This window comes from Sulfuricella sp. (genome assembly GCA_041651995.1).
Classification (GTDB): Bacteria; Pseudomonadota; Gammaproteobacteria; order Burkholderiales; family Sulfuricellaceae; genus Sulfurimicrobium.
Genome location: JBAZID010000002.1, coordinates 278,876 through 294,616 on the forward strand (window position 1 = coordinate 278,876; position 15,741 = coordinate 294,616).

At 57.2% G+C, this 15,741-nt stretch carries 18 protein-coding genes; 13 read left to right on the plus strand and 5 right to left on the minus strand.

From position 1 onward, the window contains the following. Positions 1-43: 43 nt before the first annotated feature. The 4 genes from WC392_06110 to ccsA form a co-directional block, all read right to left on the minus strand. On the minus strand, positions 44-1,258 hold the full coding sequence (locus tag WC392_06110) for a type II secretion system F family protein (GenBank protein ID MFA5241939.1): 1,215 nt from the start codon (positions 1,256-1,258) through the stop codon (positions 44-46). 10 nt (positions 1,259-1,268) lie between these two features. Further along, on the minus strand, positions 1,269-2,987 hold the full coding sequence (pilB, locus tag WC392_06115) for a type IV-A pilus assembly ATPase PilB (protein ID MFA5241940.1): 1,719 nt from the start codon (positions 2,985-2,987) through the stop codon (positions 1,269-1,271). A 77-nt stretch (positions 2,988-3,064) separates the two neighbouring features. Then, on the minus strand, positions 3,065-4,342 hold the full coding sequence (locus WC392_06120) for an HlyC/CorC family transporter (protein MFA5241941.1): 1,278 nt from the start codon (positions 4,340-4,342) through the stop codon (positions 3,065-3,067). A gap of 58 nt (positions 4,343-4,400) precedes the next feature. Continuing rightward, positions 4,401-5,216, minus strand: a complete 816-nt coding sequence (gene ccsA / locus WC392_06125; protein MFA5241942.1) for a cytochrome c biogenesis protein CcsA — start codon at positions 5,214-5,216, stop codon at positions 4,401-4,403. Positions 5,217-5,372: 156 nt separating this feature from the next. On the opposite strand from ccsA, the gene ffh reads away from it, so the two are divergent. From ffh to xerD, 7 genes are all read left to right on the plus strand, one after another. After that, entirely contained in the window at positions 5,373-6,725 is a 1,353-nt protein-coding gene (ffh, locus tag WC392_06130; GenBank protein MFA5241943.1) for a signal recognition particle protein, read from the plus strand. Positions 6,726-6,796: 71 nt separating this feature from the next. Next, positions 6,797-7,048, plus strand: coding sequence for a 30S ribosomal protein S16 (gene rpsP, locus WC392_06135; protein ID MFA5241944.1), 252 nt, complete (start codon positions 6,797-6,799; stop codon positions 7,046-7,048). A 7-nt stretch (positions 7,049-7,055) separates the two neighbouring features. Beyond that, entirely contained in the window at positions 7,056-7,565 is a 510-nt protein-coding gene (gene rimM, locus WC392_06140; GenBank protein ID MFA5241945.1) for a ribosome maturation factor RimM, read from the plus strand. Next, positions 7,565-8,329 (plus strand): tRNA (guanosine(37)-N1)-methyltransferase TrmD, encoded by a 765-nt coding sequence (trmD, locus tag WC392_06145; protein ID MFA5241946.1) that lies wholly within the window; start codon positions 7,565-7,567, stop codon positions 8,327-8,329. Before rimM ends, trmD begins: the two co-directional genes overlap by 1 nt. A gap of 12 nt (positions 8,330-8,341) precedes the next feature. Then, positions 8,342-8,704, plus strand: a complete 363-nt coding sequence (gene rplS, locus WC392_06150) for a 50S ribosomal protein L19 (protein ID MFA5241947.1) — start codon at positions 8,342-8,344, stop codon at positions 8,702-8,704. A gap of 244 nt (positions 8,705-8,948) precedes the next feature. Next, entirely contained in the window at positions 8,949-9,428 is a 480-nt protein-coding gene (locus tag WC392_06155; GenBank protein MFA5241948.1) for a methylated-DNA--[protein]-cysteine S-methyltransferase, read from the plus strand. Continuing rightward, on the plus strand, positions 9,406-10,296 hold the full coding sequence (gene xerD / locus WC392_06160; GenBank protein MFA5241949.1) for a site-specific tyrosine recombinase XerD: 891 nt from the start codon (positions 9,406-9,408) through the stop codon (positions 10,294-10,296). The genes WC392_06155 and xerD overlap by 23 nt, the downstream gene beginning before the upstream one ends. A 90-nt stretch (positions 10,297-10,386) precedes the next feature. Here the strand turns inward: xerD and WC392_06165 are convergent, their stop codons facing one another. Next, complete coding sequence (locus tag WC392_06165) at positions 10,387-10,749, minus strand: S24 family peptidase (GenBank protein MFA5241950.1); 363 nt, start codon at positions 10,747-10,749, stop codon at positions 10,387-10,389. A 96-nt stretch (positions 10,750-10,845) separates the two neighbouring features. Here WC392_06165 and WC392_06170 point away from each other — a divergent pair, with 96 nt between their 5' ends. From WC392_06170 to WC392_06195, 6 genes are all read left to right on the plus strand, one after another. Then, on the plus strand, positions 10,846-11,610 hold the full coding sequence (locus WC392_06170; protein ID MFA5241951.1) for a TatD family hydrolase: 765 nt from the start codon (positions 10,846-10,848) through the stop codon (positions 11,608-11,610). Then, positions 11,607-12,491, plus strand: coding sequence for a cation diffusion facilitator family transporter (locus WC392_06175; protein MFA5241952.1), 885 nt, complete (start codon positions 11,607-11,609; stop codon positions 12,489-12,491). Before WC392_06170 ends, WC392_06175 begins: the two co-directional genes overlap by 4 nt. Beyond that, positions 12,488-13,216, plus strand: coding sequence for a tRNA threonylcarbamoyladenosine dehydratase (locus tag WC392_06180; GenBank protein MFA5241953.1), 729 nt, complete (start codon positions 12,488-12,490; stop codon positions 13,214-13,216). Before WC392_06175 ends, WC392_06180 begins: the two co-directional genes overlap by 4 nt. Beyond that, positions 13,213-13,812 (plus strand): molybdenum cofactor guanylyltransferase MobA, encoded by a 600-nt coding sequence (gene mobA, locus WC392_06185; protein ID MFA5241954.1) that lies wholly within the window; start codon positions 13,213-13,215, stop codon positions 13,810-13,812. Before WC392_06180 ends, mobA begins: the two co-directional genes overlap by 4 nt. Before the next feature lie 91 nt (positions 13,813-13,903). After that, positions 13,904-14,497, plus strand: a complete 594-nt coding sequence (gene petA / locus WC392_06190) for a ubiquinol-cytochrome c reductase iron-sulfur subunit (GenBank protein ID MFA5241955.1) — start codon at positions 13,904-13,906, stop codon at positions 14,495-14,497. Between the two features lie 4 nt (positions 14,498-14,501). Further along, positions 14,502-15,737, plus strand: a complete 1,236-nt coding sequence (locus WC392_06195) for a cytochrome bc complex cytochrome b subunit (protein MFA5241956.1) — start codon at positions 14,502-14,504, stop codon at positions 15,735-15,737. Positions 15,738-15,741 lie beyond the last annotated feature (4 nt).

Consider the following 15,741-nt stretch of genomic DNA (forward strand, 5'->3'; position numbering starts at 1 on the left):
AGGCAGGTTCCGCCCCCCGAAGGGCGCGAAACCTGTTTTTGACTTAGACCACTTGGCCCAGTTTGAAAATCGGCAGGTACATGGCGATGACCAGGCCGCCAATCAGCGTACCGAGAACGACCATGATTATCGGCTCCATCAGACTGGCAAGGGCCTCAACCGCATCATCCACTTCTGCTTCATAAAAATCGGCCACCTTGCTGAGCATGGAATCAAGCGCGCCGGATTCCTCGCCGATGGATACCATCTGTAGCACCATATTGGGGAACAGGTTGGTGTTTTGCATGGCCACTGTGAGACTGGTGCCAGTGCTGACCTCTCCCTGGACTTTCTTGGTGGCGTTGTAGTAAACGATGTTCCCGGCCGCGCCAGCAACAGAATCCATGGCCTCCACCAGCGGTACGCCAGCTGCAAACATGGTGGCAAGAGTGCGGCTCCAGCGTGCGATGGTGGCTTTTTCGATGACCGGGCCGAATACGGGGACTTTGAGAAACAGCCGGTCCATCACTTCCTGCATCTTGCGCGAGCGTTTCCAGGTGTAAAAAAAGAACCAGAATCCGCCGCCGATACCACCGAAAATCAGGTACCAATAGGCAACGAAAAAGTCGGATACGGCCATCACGAACAAGGTGGGAGCTGGCAAGTCGGCGCCGAAGCTGGTGAAAAGTTCCTTGAATGCAGGCACCACGAAAATCATGATTACCGCAGTAATCACAAATGCCACCACGATGATTGATATCGGATAAAACAGGGCAGCCTTGATCTTGCCCTTGATGGCCTGGATTTTTTCCTTGTAGGTGGCAAGACGATCAAGAATGGTGTCGAGAATACCTGCCTGCTCGCCGGCATTGATCAGGTTGCAGTATAGCGCGTCAAAATACAGCGGATATTTCTTGAATGCCTGGCTCATGCTGCTGCCGGTGGAAATGTCGGACTTGATGTCGAGCAACAGTTTTTGCACCGCAGGATTGCTGTGACCTTTGCCCACGATGTCAAATGACTGCAATAGTGGCACACCGGCTTTCATCATGGTGGAAAGCTGGCGGGTAAAAAGCGTGATGTCCTTGTCGGTAATCTTGCCGCCACGCGTGCGCTGTTTTTTGACCCGCAGGACACTCATGCCCTGGCGGCGTAGTATGGCGTTGACGATGGTTTCGCTTGCCGCCACCATGTCGCCCTTGACTGTCTTGCCCTTCTTGTCCTTGGCTTCCCAGCTGAAGTTGTATTCTTTTACGGCTATTTTTTTTGCGACTGCCATGGGTTGATCCTCATTCGTTGGTCACGGCTTCAATTTCTTCCAGCGAGGTCAGTCCAGCTTTGACCTTGCGCAGTCCGGCCTGGCGCAAATCCTGTACACCCTCGCGGCGCGCCTGATCGGCAATGTCGTGGGCGGTGCCGTTCTTCATGATGAGCCGGCTCATCTCGTCAGTTATCGGCATGACCTGATAAATGCCGACCCGGCCCTTGTAGCCGGAACCCTTGCATCTTTCACAGCCAACATGACCGTAGGGTTGCCAGCTGCCATCCAGATCACCCTCGGCAAAGCCGGCGCGCAGCAAGGCTTCCCGGGGAATATCGATGGGTTTTTTGCAGCTGCACAAGCGGCGTGCCAAACGCTGGGCGGTGATCATGATCACCGACGAGGCGATATTGAAAGGCGCAACACCCATGTTCATCAGCCGCGTCAGGGTGGCGGGTGCATCGTTGGTATGCAGGGTGGATAGTACCATGTGGCCGGTTTGCGCCGCCTTGATGGCGATGTCGGCCGTTTCGAGGTCGCGGATCTCGCCCACCATGATGACATCCGGGTCCTGGCGCAGAAAGGACTTGAGCGCGGCGGCAAAAGTCAGCCCCGCCTTGTCGTTGACGTTCACCTGGTTGACGCCAGGCAGGTTGATTTCGGCCGGGTCCTCTGCTGTTGAGATGTTGACGCCCGGTTTGTTGAGGATGTTGAGGCAGGTATACAGCGAAACCGTTTTGCCGCTACCTGTCGGACCGGTGACCAGTACCATGCCATATGGCCGTTCGACTGCATTGAGCAGAGCTTCTTTCTGGTCTGGGTCATAGCCAAGCGCATCAATCCCCAGGGTGGCGCTGGAAGGGTCGAGAATACGCATTACGATCTTCTCGCCATACAGCGTGGGCAGGCTGCTGACGCGGAAGTCGATGGCGCGGTTCTTGGATAGTACCAGCTTCATCCGCCCGTCCTGAGGGACGCGCTTTTCGGCGATATCCAGTTTGGAAATCACCTTGATGCGAGAAGAAATCTTGTCCTTGATGGCGAGAGGGGGTTGAGCCACCTCGAACAGTATGCCGTCAGTGCGATAGCGAATGCGGTAAAACTTCTCATAGGGCTCGAAGTGAATATCGGATGCGCCACCATTGATTGCATCCATGAGAATTTTCTGGAGGTATTTGACTACCGGAGCATCGTCGATTTCCGCGCTGGCGTTTTCGTCCTGTTTTGCCAGCGTCTCGTCATCGGTGAATTCGAGATCGCCGATATCCTCGACATCCAGGCTTTTCATCGAGGTGTCACTGGATTCGACTATTTTTTCGATCAGCTTGCCAAGTTTGTTGTCTTCAACCACCACCTGTTCGACAGTGTGGTTGGTTTGAAAGCGGACATCATTGAGCGTTTGAAGATTAGTGGGGTCGGATGTGGCGATAAAGAGGTGGGAGCCGCGCTGGTACAGGGCAATAATTCGCCGGCTTTGCACAATAGAGGCGTCAAGCACGCCTTTGGGCAGATGCTCGGCATCAACCATACTCAGGTCGAGCAACGGGAAGCCAAAATTTTTCGAAGCAAATTCGGCTACTTGTAGTGCGTTTAACTTGTTGCTTTGAATCAGCTGGCTTACAAAACTGGTTTTGGCTGCTGCGGCTTGTGTCTGGATTGCGTCGGCATCGGCGTCAAGCAGCAGGCCCTCTTGAACCAGGGCGCGAGCCAGACCGCTTAATCCAGTTGGAACCGTCGCTGCGACCATCTTAAGTTTTCTGCCTAGTATGTAGAATGATTTTCAAATGATGCCCCCTGCATGTTTTTTTGTAAAGGCGGGAGGCGCTATTGCTCAGCCATGGCGGCAGGGGGGAAGATTCTGACCCCTTTTACCGAACGGTCCTGAGTTTGCATGATTTCCAGGGGAACGCCAGCAATTTTCAGGCTAATGCCGGCCTCGGGAATGTCTTCCAGATGTTCGAGGATCAGGCCATTCAGGGTTTTGGGTCCGTCGAGTGGAAATTGCAGGCCGAGTTTGCGATTCAGATTGCGCAACAGGCTGCTTCCGTCCACCAGCCAGCTTCCGTCCTCCTGGCGGCGATAGGTGCCGCCCTGCGCTGGGGCATGGGTGGTGAATTCGCCAACGATTTCTTCCAGTATGTCTTCGAGGCTGACCAGCCCAAGCAGTTCGCCATATTCGTCCACTACCATGCCGATGCGGCGCTGATTTTCCTGGAAATGCTGTAATTGGGAAAACAGCGCAGTGCTGGCGGGGATGAAATAGGGCTCGCGCATAATGTCGCGCAGCGCGTCGGCGTCAAGTTCTCCGCTCTGGGTCTGGTGCAGCACCTTGCGTGCATGGACCAGGCCGATAATATTGTCCAGTTGTCCCTGGTAAACCGGGATGCGGGTGTGGTGGCTGGTGGAAAGCTGGCGGCGAATTTCTTCCGCGGGCGCGTCGATATCGATGGCTTCGATCTGGTTGCGTGGTGTCATGACGTCATCCACGGTGATGTTTTCCAGCTCGAACAGGTTGATCAGGATACTCTGGTGCTTTTGCGGGATGTAGTGCCCGGCCTCTAGCACCAGTGTGCGCAACTCTTCCAGGCTCAAGCTGCTGGCTGTTGCCGATCCCGGCTTCAGGCGCAGTGCCCACAATAGCGCCTGGACGAACAGGTTGACAAACCAGATGACGGGATAAAACAGTTTCAGCAGGGGCGCCAGGATGAAACTCAGAGGCAGGGCGATCCGTTCCGGGTAGGCGGCGCCCATGACCTTGGGGGTGATTTCGCTGAATACCAGGATGGCGAAAGTGACTGCCAGGGTGCTGATGGACAGGGCGAGCTCTCCCTCGCCGACCAGGCGGACGGTGATGATGGTGACCAGGGTTGCCGATGCGGCGTTGATGAGATTGTTGCCCAGCAGGATCACACCGAGCAGCTTGTCGGTCCGGGCCAGCAGTTGAGTGGTGAGCTTGGCGCCGCGGTGGCCGGACTGGGCAAGATGTTTCAGCCGGTAACGGTTAAGCGCCATCATGCTGGTTTCGGAGATGGAGAAAAACCCCGAGAGAATCAACAGAATGATGAGTACGCCTAGCAGTACGCTGATGGGAGTGTCGTCCAAGCGACGGAATCCTTATGCGAGGGATAACCGGCGGTGTTGAGCGGTTTTGACCATTATTTCAACGGCCAAGAACGATTTCAAGCACGAATTTGCTGCCGATATAGGCCAGTAACAGCGCCATGAATCCGCTCAGCGTCAAGCGTATGGCCGTGCGTCCGCGCCAGCCATAGCGCAGGCGCCCACCCAGCAGAGCGGCAAAGATGCCCCAGGAAATCAGTGCAAATACGGTTTTGTGGCTGAGTTGCAGTGCCTTGCCAAATAGTTCCTCCGAAAACAGCATGCCGCTCATCAGGGTCAGGGTGAGCAGGGTGAAACCTGCCCACAGGATGCGGAATAGCAGGTGTTCCATGGTAAGTAACGGGGGGAGCCTCTGTAGCAGGGTTGAAAGCGGTCTGGAGTGGAGATGCCGTTCGAATGCCGCCATCAGAAGCGCATGCATGGCTGCGATGGTAAACAGGCTGTAGGCAAGGGTGGCAATGAACAAATGAATCTTGAAAAGGGTTTGCTCGGCATGCAGCAGGGTATGTGTGGCGGGAAGGAGCAAGGGGGCGGCTATGCTGAGCGCGGCGAATGGGAGGACAAACCCCTGCAGGCATCCCAGATTGTTGCGCAGGCTGCCCAGCCAGTACACCAGTACCGTAAGCCAGGCGATGGCGGAGATGGCGTGCCCAACACCAAGCTTGATTCCGTCTGGTTGGATGATAAATTGCAGCAACAGCCATGCATGGAGCAGCAGCGGCAGCAGAATGGCTGGTTTTTCCCACGCATGGGGCGTTGTGGTGGTGTTTTTCCCAAGCCAGAGCGCGCGCCAGAAATAGGCTCCGAGTCCGGCATAGAGGAGTGCGGTCAGGAAAAGAGGTGATAAATCCGGCATGGTTTAGGATAAAATTCAGATTGTCCGATTCTACACCATTAAAAAGGGTGTAGGGGTGAGGCGGGAGGGGTGAGGCGCAAAACCGGGTCCGGTGCGTGTCTTTGCTTTTTCGCCTCACCCCTCACCCCTAACGCCTCACCTCAGTTAGGGACACACATGTTCGATAACCTTTCACAACGCCTTTCCGGCGTCATCAAAAATCTGCGTGGTCAGGCGCGCCTGACTGAAGCCAATATCCAGGATGCCTTGCGTGAAGTGCGCATGGCTTTGCTGGAAGCCGACGTGGCACTGCCGGTGGTCAAGGATTTCATTTCCCAGGTCAGGGAGCGCGCGCTCGGCCAGGAGGTGCTGTCCAGCCTGACGCCGGGGCAGGCGGTGGTGCAGGTCGTTTACGAAGAACTGACTCGCCTCATGGGTGAACACAATGCCACGCTCGATCTGGCCGCGCGCCCACCCGCGGTGATTTTGCTGGCGGGTCTGCAGGGTGCGGGCAAAACCACTACTGCCGGCAAGTTGGCGAAGTTTTTGCGTGAACAGATGAAAAAGAAAGTGCTGCTGACCAGTTGCGACGTTTATCGTCCAGCCGCGATCGAACAGCTAAAAACATTGGCGCAGCAACTTGATACGGACTTCTTCCCGTCTCAGATCGGGCAGCAGCCAGAACAGATTGCCTTGTCTGCCGTGGATTTTGCACGCAAGCATTTTCATGATGTCGTGATCGTCGATACCGCCGGCCGCCTGGCGATAGATGAAGTCATGATGGATGAGATCAAGCGTCTGCACTCGGCGCTTGATCCGGTCGAGACACTTTTTGTGGTCGATGCGATGCAGGGCCAGGACGCGGTGAACACTGCCCGCGCCTTCAGCGATGCGCTACCGCTTACGGGTGTGATTTTGACCAAGCTGGATGGCGATGCGCGCGGTGGTGCGGCGCTGTCGGTGCGGCATGTCACCGGCAAGCCAATCAAGTTTGTCGGCGTGGGTGAGAAATCGGCTGGACTGGAAGCATTCTATCCGGACCGTATGGCTTCCCGCGTGCTGGGCATGGGTGACGTGTTGTCGCTGATCGAGGATGCGCAGCGTGGCGTGGATCAGGAAGAAGCGCAAAAGCTGGCAAAGAAGCTCAAGTCCGGCAAGAGTTTTGATCTCGAAGACTTCAAGCAACAGATGCAGCAAATGAAAAAAATGGGCGGCATGGCTGCCTTGATGGACAAGCTGCCCGGCCAGATGGGGCAGATGGCCGGTGACGCCCAGGTCAACGACAAGATGGTCAACCGCCTCGAAGGCATCATCAATTCCATGACCCCGCAGGAGCGCCGCAAGCCGGAGCTTATCAAGGCTGCGCGCAAACGGCGCATTGCAGCGGGGGCAGGGGTTCAGGTGCAGGATGTGAACCGTCTGCTGAGCCAGTTCGAGCAAACCCAGAAAATGATGAAAATGTTTTCCAAGGGGGGCGGCATGGCGAAAATGATGCGCGGCATGAAAGGCATGCTGCCCGGAATGCGATAACGCTCTTGCAATACTGCACTGGAATGTCGTAAAATCGCGCTCTTTTTCAAGAATTTAAGTAGGCTGAAACTATGGTAATCATTCGACTCGCCCGCGGTGGCGCCAAAAAGCGTCCGTTCTATAACCTGGTGGTGGCTGATTCTCGCGAGCGTCGCGACGGTCGCTTCATCGAGCGCGTGGGTTTCTTTAACCCGCTTGCACCTGAAGGTCAGGAAGCGATGCGCATCAATTCCGAGCGCGTGGCTTATTGGCAAAGCAAGGGTGCCCAGTTGAGCGACGCAGTGGCAAAACTGGTCAAGCGCGCAGGTGCTGTAGCAGCCTAAGCAACAGGTGTCGCAGCAGCCTGACCAACTGGTTGTCATGGGGCACATCGGTGTCCCGTTCGGCGTACGTGGCTGGGTTAAAATTTACGCGCATACCGAATCCAGTGACGGCCTGCTCGACTACCCCTCATGGTGGATGGGCAAGAATGGCCAGTGGTGTGAGGTCAGGGTGCTGGATTCCGAGGTGCACAGCAAATCGCTAGTGGTGCACCTGGCGGGTTGCGATGACCGGGAAGCGGCAGCCGCATTGCGCGGCAGTGAAATTGCGGTACCTCGCAGCGCGCTGCCCGAGCCGGCGGTGAACGAATATTACTGGTCTGACCTGATCGGGCTGAGCGTGCTCAATGCCGAGAAGCAGGTGCTGGGTAAAGTCAGCGAACTGCTGGAAACCGGCGCCAATGATGTGCTGGTAGTACAGGGCGAACGGGAAATATTGATTCCCTTCGTTCCTCAGGTGATACAGGAAGTGGATCTGGCTGCCGGCACGATCCGGGTGGATTGGGGCCTGGATTGGTGATCCCCTACCAGTTCGACGTTGTTACCCTGTTTCCACAGATGTTCGAAGCCGTTACCGAGAGCGGCATCACGCGGCGGGCGCAAGAGCAATCAAGCTACCAGTTGCGGCTGTGGAATCCACGTGATTTCACCAGCAATAATTATCGCACGGTGGATGACCGGCCCTATGGCGGCGGCCCCGGCATGGTGATGCTGGCAGAGCCGCTGGAAAAGGCTATCGTGGCAGCGCGGCAGGCGCAAAGCGCGGCGGGTGCGGAGAAACCCCGCGTGGTTTATCTCTCTCCGCAGGGAAGATTGCTTGATCATGCCGGGGTGATGGGCCTGGTAGCCACAGGCGGTCTGATTTTACTCGCCGGGCGTTACGAGGGGGTGGATGAACGCCTCTTACAGCATCAGGTGGATGAAGAGATTTCCATCGGTGACTATGTGCTTTCTGGGGGGGAACTCCCGGCCATGGTGCTGATGGATTGCATTATCCGGCAATTGCCGGGGGTGCTGGGCGATGCGGAATCGGCCGAGCAGGATTCGTTTGTGAATGGCTTGCTGGATTTTCCGCACTATACCCGGCCCGAGGTTTATCAGGGCGAGCGTGTCCCGGAGGTGTTGATGTCCGGGAACCACGCCCTGATACAGAAGTGGCGGCTGAAACAGGCGCTTGGACGCACCTGGCAACGCCGCCCAGATTTGCTGGCAAAACGCCAGCTGACCAAAGAGGAGTCTCGGCTGCTGACTGAGTATCAGCAGGAACAAGACGCCGTAAAATAAAAGGAAGCAAACATGAATCTGATCGAACAACTGGAACAGGAAGAAATCGCCCGTCTGGGTAAAACCATTCCTGCTTTTGCGCCTGGCGACACCGTCGTGGTGCAGGTCAAAGTGAAGGAAGGGACTCGTGAGCGTTTGCAGGCTTACGAAGGCGTGGTGATTGGCAAACGTAACCGTGGCCTGAATTCCTCCTTCATCGTGCGCAAGATTTCCTCGGGCGAAGGTGTGGAGCGTACTTTCCAGACCCATTCCCCGCTGGTGGCAAGCATCGAAGTGAAGCGTCGCGGTGACGTGCGCCGCGCCAAGCTGTACTACCTGCGCGACCGCTCCGGCAAGTCTGCGCGTATCAAGGAAAAACTGCCTAACCGCAAGTAAGCGGCAGCAGAGTAATTTCCCCGCTGGTTTTTCTGCTGCCCGGCTCGCTCCGGGTTGCAGGGAGACCACACAAGTTTCCCCGATGCATTTAGAATGGCGCGATGCGCTATTGGTTTTATCCCCTCTTTTTTTTCGTTCCAGGCACTTCATTATTCACGCAGATTTCAGCACTAAAATCTGAGGCTGTTGCTCGCCCGATGCAAAGAGAAGTGACGCCATATGCATGGCTGTGGGAGCGGTTTTCTTGAAAGCCTACCAGGCTCGAATCGCCTTGCCTTTCGGCATTCTGGGCATCGTCACCGAGGACGAGTATCTGACAGAAATCGATTTTCTGCCCGACGAGACACTTATTCTCCCCGCGCAAACACCCCTGGCACGGAAGGTCTGCGCCCAGTTGCAGGCCTATGTTGCCGACCCTGATTTCCGCTTCGAACTTCCGCTTCAACCGCATGGCACGCCCTATCAAAACAGGGTGTGGCAGGCGCTGCTGGAAATTCCCTCCGGCAAGGCCGAAAGTTATGGCGCACTGGCAAAACATCTCGGCTCCGCGCCGCGCGCAGTCGGTCAGGCCTGCGGCGCCAATCCCATCCCTGTGATTATCCCCTGCCACCGCGTGCTGGCCAAAGCGGGCCTGGGCGGCTTCATGAATCACGCAGACGGCAGCCCGCTGCGGATCAAACGCTGGTTGCTGGAGCACGAGCATGTCCTTAGACCTGCTGGATGAGTTTTGTGACGCGCTGTGGCTCGAAGAGGGGCTGGCGCGCAATACGCTGGAGAGTTACCGCCGCGATCTCAGCCAGTTTGCCGCCTGGCTTGAACGAGAGCGCCACCGCGAGTTGCTCGCGGCGGGCCAGGCGGATATGCTCGCCTATCTTTCGCACCGCTTCGCTGCGCACGTCAAGGCGACGACGAGTGGCCGTCTGCTTTCCAGCCTGCGTCGTTTTTATCGCTACCAATTGCGTCAGGGTAAAATCATGATTGATCCTACGCTGCAGATTGAAATGCCCAAGTTGCCCCGTGCTTTGCCAAAATCACTGAGCGAAGCAGACGTGGAAGCCCTGCTGAATGCACCCAATGTTGATCAGTCGTTGGGACTGCGCGACCGTGCCATGTTGGAGACCCTTTATGCTACCGGGTTGCGCGTGTCGGAATTGGTGTCATTGCCGCTACAGGGACTCAGCCTGGAAATGGGGGTGGTACGGGTGATGGGGAAGGGTTCCAAGGAACGCCTGGTGCCGCTGGGCGCCGAAGCGGTAGACTGGTTGCAGCGATATCTGCTGGAAGCGCGCCCTGACCTGCTGGCGGGCAAGCCGGATACGGCTGTATTCGTGACCCAGCGAGGTGGCGCCATGACACGACAGGCATTCTGGTATCTCATCAAACGCTACGCGGCTCAGGCGGGTTTGGCGGCAGCCCTCTCGCCCCATACTTTGCGCCATGCTTTTGCTACCCACCTGCTCAACCACGGCGCAGATTTGAGAGTGGTGCAGATGCTACTGGGGCACTCGGATATTTCCACAACCCAGATTTACACTCATGTGGCGCGGGAGCGGCTGAAGCGCCTGCATGCAATACACCATCCCCGCGGGTAATGCCTGGCAACAGGGCATGAAGGCCTCCGGTTTGGCGGTTTTTCGGCCTTTCTAAACAGATTTCGTGGTGTGGGCTAGTTCAGGACTTTCTCAGATGTAAGACTTCATCGACTTGCGTCTGCCAGGTTTTTTCTTCTGGATCACCACGCCCTTGACGGCTTCCGGACCGGATATCTGTTCGGTGGGGTAGAGGTCGTTAAGCGCACTCAGATACCATTTTTCGTCGCGGATCAGCAACTGGCGAAAAGTGTATTCGTCCTTGTGGAAGGCGACCACGAATGAGCCATCGGTCGCCAGTCCCTCCGGTTCGACGACAATGATGTCGCCATCCTCGAATTCGGGCAGCATGCTATCGCCCAGCACCATCAGGGCGTAGGGTTCGCCGCTTGAACAGGCGCTGGCCGCCTCATCTTCAAGCGCGTTATGGATTGGGATGGTTTTTCTGGTCTGCATATTCCGGGAATCCTGGATCAATGGCGCGATGCTAAACTGTCGCAAAATTTTATCGCCATATAATGGTGGCCATTTCAGTGTATTGCAAGCCTTGCCATGTTGATTGACACCCATTGCCATCTTGATGCCGCCGAGTTCAACCCGGATCGTGATCGGGTGGTTGCCGCTGCGCGCGCGGCAGGCGTCGGGATCCAGATTGTGCCCGCTGTTGAAAAGGATAATTTCGCAGCGGTGCTGGATTGCTGCAGGCGCTATCCAGGGTGCTATCCGGCGCTGGGTATTCATCCCATGTATGTCGATCATGCGCAGTCAGGCGACCTCGATGTATTACGCGCCACTGTGGCAAATGAACGGCCGGTGGCGATCGGTGAAATCGGTCTTGATTTCTTTGTCCCTGATTATGATCAGGAAATGCAGGAATTCTATTTTGTCGAGCAACTGAAGATCGCACGGGATGCCGAGTTGCCCGTGTTGCTACATATCCGCCGTGCTCAGGACCAAGTGCTCAAGCATCTGCGCAGGGTGCGAGTCTGCGGCGGTATTGCCCACGCCTTCAACGGTAGCCGGCAGCAGGCGGGGGAATTCATCAAGCTGGGCTTCAGGCTGGGTTTTGGCGGCGCAATGACTTATCCGCGCGCCACCCGTCTGCGGGAACTGGCTGCGACCTTGCCGCTGGAAGCCATCGTGCTGGAAACCGATGCGCCGGATATGGCGCCGGCCTGGATTGGCAAGGGGCGCAACAGCTCCGAAACCTTGCCGCAAATCGCGCGGACTCTGGCGGAGCTGCGCGGTGTCCCGTTTGAAGAGGTGGTCCGGGCAACTGGCGCCAATGCTCGTGCCGTGGTGAAGGGGCTGACATGAGCGTGGTCAGGAAGATGGCGCTGCTCTCGATTGTGGCGGCGATTGTGACTTTGGGGCTCAAGTTTGGTGCGTGGTTCCTTACCGGCTCGGTGAGCCTGTTTTCCGATGCGGTCGAGTCCGTGGTCAACCTTGCTGCAGGGCTGATGCTTTTCTGGATGCTGACTATCGCGGCGCGCCCGGCGGATGCCGGACATGCCTATGGTCACGACAAGGCAGAATATTTCTCCAGCGGCGTCGAGGGCGCGCTGATTCTGGTGGCGGCGGTTTCGATCATCTATGCCGCTGTGGAGCGTTTTATTCACCCGGAGCCGCTGACCCACCTTGGCCCGGGGTTGCTGGTTTCCGGGCTGGCCGCGCTGGTGAATTTTGTGGCGGCGCGCATGTTGCTCGAAGTGGCGCGGGAAAAGGACAGCATAGCCCTGGAGGCGGACGCCCGGCATCTGCTCACCGATGTCTGGACCTCTGCCGGTGTGCTGGGCGGATTGGTGGTGGTGATGATCGCACCACCTGCGTGGCAGGTGCTTGATCCCATCATGGCAGTGGTGGTGGGTGCCAATATCGTGATGACCGGGGTGAAATTGCTGCGCCGCTCTCTGGATGGCCTGATGGATGCCGCCTTGCCGGAGCAGGAAACGCGCTTTATCGAAGCCTCGATCCGCGCCATGTTGCCATCCGGGGCGTCTTTCCACGACCTGCGCAGCCGCAAGGCCGGGCCGCGGCGCTTTATCGAACTCCATTTGCTGGTGCCCGGTGAGATCAGCGTGCGGGCATCCCACGACTTGTGCGACCGCATTGAAGAAGAAATTGCGCGTGAACTGGCGCAAGCTTCGGTCATTATTCATGTTGAACCCACTGAAACCCATTCCGGAGATAATTCATGAACGGCCTGTTGCCTCAATTCGAGCGTACCCACATCCTGCTGGGAGATGCCGGCCTGGCCAAGCTTGCCCAGAAGCATGTTTTTGTCGCGGGGCTGGGCGGCGTCGGCTCCTACTGTGCCGAAGCGCTGGCGCGTGCCGGTGTGGGGCACCTGACGCTGCTTGATCATGATGTGGTGGCCACCAGCAATATCAACCGCCAGCTGCTGGCGCTGCTTTCTACCGTCGGCCAGCCCAAGGCCGAATTGATGCGGGCGCGCATCATGGATATTAATCCCGAATGCCGGCTGGAAATACTGCGCACTTTCCTGAATAGCGAGAATGTCAACGAACTAGTGCCGGATTGCGATTATGTCGTGGATGCGATCGACTCCCTCGCATGCAAGGTGGCGCTGGTGGGCGAGAGCGTGAAGCGCGGGCTGCGTGTGGCGTCGAGTATGGGTGCGGGCAACCGGCTCGATCCGGGAAGGGTCAGGATTGACGATATCAGCAAAACAGAAATGTGCCCGCTGGCAAAGCAGATGCGCAAGCGGCTCAGCCGCCACTACGACTTGCGCAAGGGGGTACTGACGGTGTTCTCGGACGAGCAGCCGCGCGCGCCTCTGCCACCGCAACCGGTCGATGGGCCCGGGCGCGCGCGGGCAGTGAACGGCACCATCAGCTACATGCCGCCATTGTTCGGGATGATGCTGGCGGGTGTGGTGGTCAAGGCGCTGCTTGAATCATGAGTGCAACCCGGGAGATTTCGGCTATCGTTCTGGCCGGCGGGCGCGGGCGACGCATGGGCGAGGTGGACAAGGGCCTGCAGTTGCTGCAGGGCAAGCCGCTGGTGAGTTGGGTGGCGGACCGCATTGCGCCACAGGTAAGCGAGGTGCTGATCAGCGCCAACCGCAATCTGGAGCGTTATCGCGAGATGGGATATGCCGTTCTGCCGGACGAAATGCCTGATTATCCGGGGCCGCTGGCCGGGTTGCACCGGGCAATGTCCGAGGTGCACCATCCGCTGTGGTTGAGCGTCCCCTGTGATACGCCGTTTCTTCCCGAGGATCTCGTGCAGCGTTTGCATGCTGCGTTGCTGGCTGACAAGGCTGATCTGGCGGTGGCCGTGGTTGAGGGGCAGATGCAGCCGGCAATTTGTCTCGGTTATACGCATTTGCAAGCTGGGCTGGGGAGTTTTCTTGCCCGTGGCGGGCGCAGGGTGAGCGAGTGGCAGTCGGGCCTGCTTCGGACGGCAGCACTGTTTCATGACCTGCAATCGTTCCGCAATATCAATGCCCAGGCCGATCTGATTGAGGCAGAAACAGTAATGTCTGGTAGTAAATGACTAATATTCCTGAAAAGGATGGAATTGTCCGGTAAAAATTCGGTACAATTACGGCTTTGATTTTTTGGTCTCGTTGAACAGGGATGCGGATATGAGCAAGAAAGAAGTGGATCGCAGTAAACGGCGGTTTCTGATCGCCGCCACCACCGCAGTCGGTGGCGTCGCGGCGGTGGGTGCTGCCGTGCCTTTCGTCATGAGCATGTTGCCAAGTGAACGCGCCAAGGCGGCGGGTGCCCCGGTAGAGGTCGATATCGGCAAGATCGAGCCGGGCATGATGCTGAACGTCGAGTGGCAGGGCAAGCCGGTGTGGGTGGTCAACCGCACCAAGGCCATGCTGGATGCACTCAGCAAGAATGACGCCAAGCTGGTTGATCCCAAGGCGGAAGCGCCTCAGCAGCCGGAATATTGCCAGAACGCCACGCGTTCCATTAAACCCGAGATTCTGGTGGCAGTCGGTATTTGTACCCATCTCGGCTGCTCCCCGACTTACCGTCCGGAAATGGGTCCGGCTGACCTGGGACCGGACTGGGCTGGCGGTTTCTTCTGCCCCTGCCACGGCTCGCGTTTCGACATGGCGGCACGCGTGTTCGCCGGGGCTCCCGCACCTACCAACCTGGTGATTCCGAAGCACAAGTATTTGAGTGACAGCCGTCTTTTGATCGGCGACGACAGCAAGGGAGCCTAAATAAATGAACAGTCTGACTAAAATGGTGGGCTGGATTGACGAGCGTTTCCCTCTGACGTCCAACTGGAAAGCGCACCTTTCCGAGTATTACGCACCGAAAAACTTCAACTTCTGGTATTTCTTCGGCTCTCTGGCAATGCTGGTGCTGGTACTGCAGATCGTGACCGGTATTTTCCTCACCATGCATTACAAGCCTGATGTCAATATGGCTTTTGCTTCGGTGGAATACATCATGCGTGACGTATCCTGGGGCTGGTTGATTCGCTACATGCACTCTACCGGCGCATCGGCGTTCTTTGTCGTGGTGTATCTCCACATGATGCGCGGCCTGATGTACGGTTCCTATCGCAAGCCGCGCGAGCTGATCTGGATCTTCGGCATGCTGATCTACCTGGCGCTGATGGCCGAAGCCTTCATGGGCTACCTGCTGCCTTGGGGCCAGATGTCATTCTGGGGCGCCCAGGTGATTATCAACCTGTTCACGGCCATTCCATTTGTCGGTCCGGACCTTTCTGTATGGATTCGTGGTGACTATGTAATTGGTGATGCGACGCTGAACCGCTTCTTCGCATTCCACGTCATTGCCGTACCGCTGGTACTGGTGGGCCTGGTCGCGGCGCACATCATTGCGCTGCACGAAGTCGGCTCCAACAACCCGGATGGCATCGAGATCAAGAAAAACAAGGATCCCGTAACCCACATCCCGCTGGATGGCATTCCTTTCCACCCGTACTACTCGGTCAAGGATATCGTCGGTGTGGTGGTGTTCCTGATGGTGTTCTCGGCAATTGTATTCTTTGCGCCGGACATGGGCGGTTATTTCCTGGAATACAACAATTTTGTTCCGGCTGACCCGTTCAAGACCCCGGAGCATATTGCACCGGTCTGGTACTTCACGCCCTTCTACGCCATCCTGCGCGCTGTGCCGCCGCTGTTCGGCTCCCAGTTCCCCGGTGTGGTTGCCATGGGCGTGGCGGTAATGATCCTGTTCTTCCTGCCTTGGCTGGACAGGGGCAATGTCAAATCCATCCGCTATCGCGGCACGGTTTACAAGGTTGCGCTGGCCCTGTTCGTCTTCAGTTTTATTGGCCTGGGCGTGCTCGGCGTGCTGCCATCCACCCCGCTCTACACCATCTTTTCCCAGATTCTGAGCCTGGTGTACTTCGCCTTCTTCTTCCTGATGCCTTGGTATACCAAGATTGACAAGACCAAGCCCGTTCCTGAACGGGTGACGGGTTAATGAG

Excerpts from the sequence above, each read along its gene's own strand:
- WC392_06110 (MFA5241939.1), bottom strand. The coding sequence starts at position 1,258 with ATGGCAGTCGCAAAAAAAATAGCCGTAAAAGAATACAACTTCAGCTGG.
- pilB (MFA5241940.1), bottom strand. The coding sequence starts at position 2,987 with ATGGTCGCAGCGACGGTTCCAACTGGATTAAGCGGTCTGGCTCGCGCC.
- ccsA (MFA5241942.1), bottom strand. The coding sequence starts at position 5,216 with ATGCCGGATTTATCACCTCTTTTCCTGACCGCACTCCTCTATGCCGGA.
- ffh (MFA5241943.1), top strand. The coding sequence starts at position 5,373 with ATGTTCGATAACCTTTCACAACGCCTTTCCGGCGTCATCAAAAATCTG.
- rpsP (MFA5241944.1), top strand. The coding sequence starts at position 6,797 with ATGGTAATCATTCGACTCGCCCGCGGTGGCGCCAAAAAGCGTCCGTTC.
- rplS (MFA5241947.1), top strand. The coding sequence starts at position 8,342 with ATGAATCTGATCGAACAACTGGAACAGGAAGAAATCGCCCGTCTGGGT.
- xerD (MFA5241949.1), top strand. The coding sequence starts at position 9,406 with ATGTCCTTAGACCTGCTGGATGAGTTTTGTGACGCGCTGTGGCTCGAA.
- WC392_06165 (MFA5241950.1), bottom strand. The coding sequence starts at position 10,749 with ATGCAGACCAGAAAAACCATCCCAATCCATAACGCGCTTGAAGATGAG.
- WC392_06170 (MFA5241951.1), top strand. The coding sequence starts at position 10,846 with ATGTTGATTGACACCCATTGCCATCTTGATGCCGCCGAGTTCAACCCG.
- WC392_06175 (MFA5241952.1), top strand. The coding sequence starts at position 11,607 with ATGAGCGTGGTCAGGAAGATGGCGCTGCTCTCGATTGTGGCGGCGATT.
- WC392_06180 (MFA5241953.1), top strand. The coding sequence starts at position 12,488 with ATGAACGGCCTGTTGCCTCAATTCGAGCGTACCCACATCCTGCTGGGA.
- mobA (MFA5241954.1), top strand. The coding sequence starts at position 13,213 with ATGAGTGCAACCCGGGAGATTTCGGCTATCGTTCTGGCCGGCGGGCGC.
- petA (MFA5241955.1), top strand. The coding sequence starts at position 13,904 with ATGAGCAAGAAAGAAGTGGATCGCAGTAAACGGCGGTTTCTGATCGCC.
- WC392_06195 (MFA5241956.1), top strand. The coding sequence starts at position 14,502 with ATGAACAGTCTGACTAAAATGGTGGGCTGGATTGACGAGCGTTTCCCT.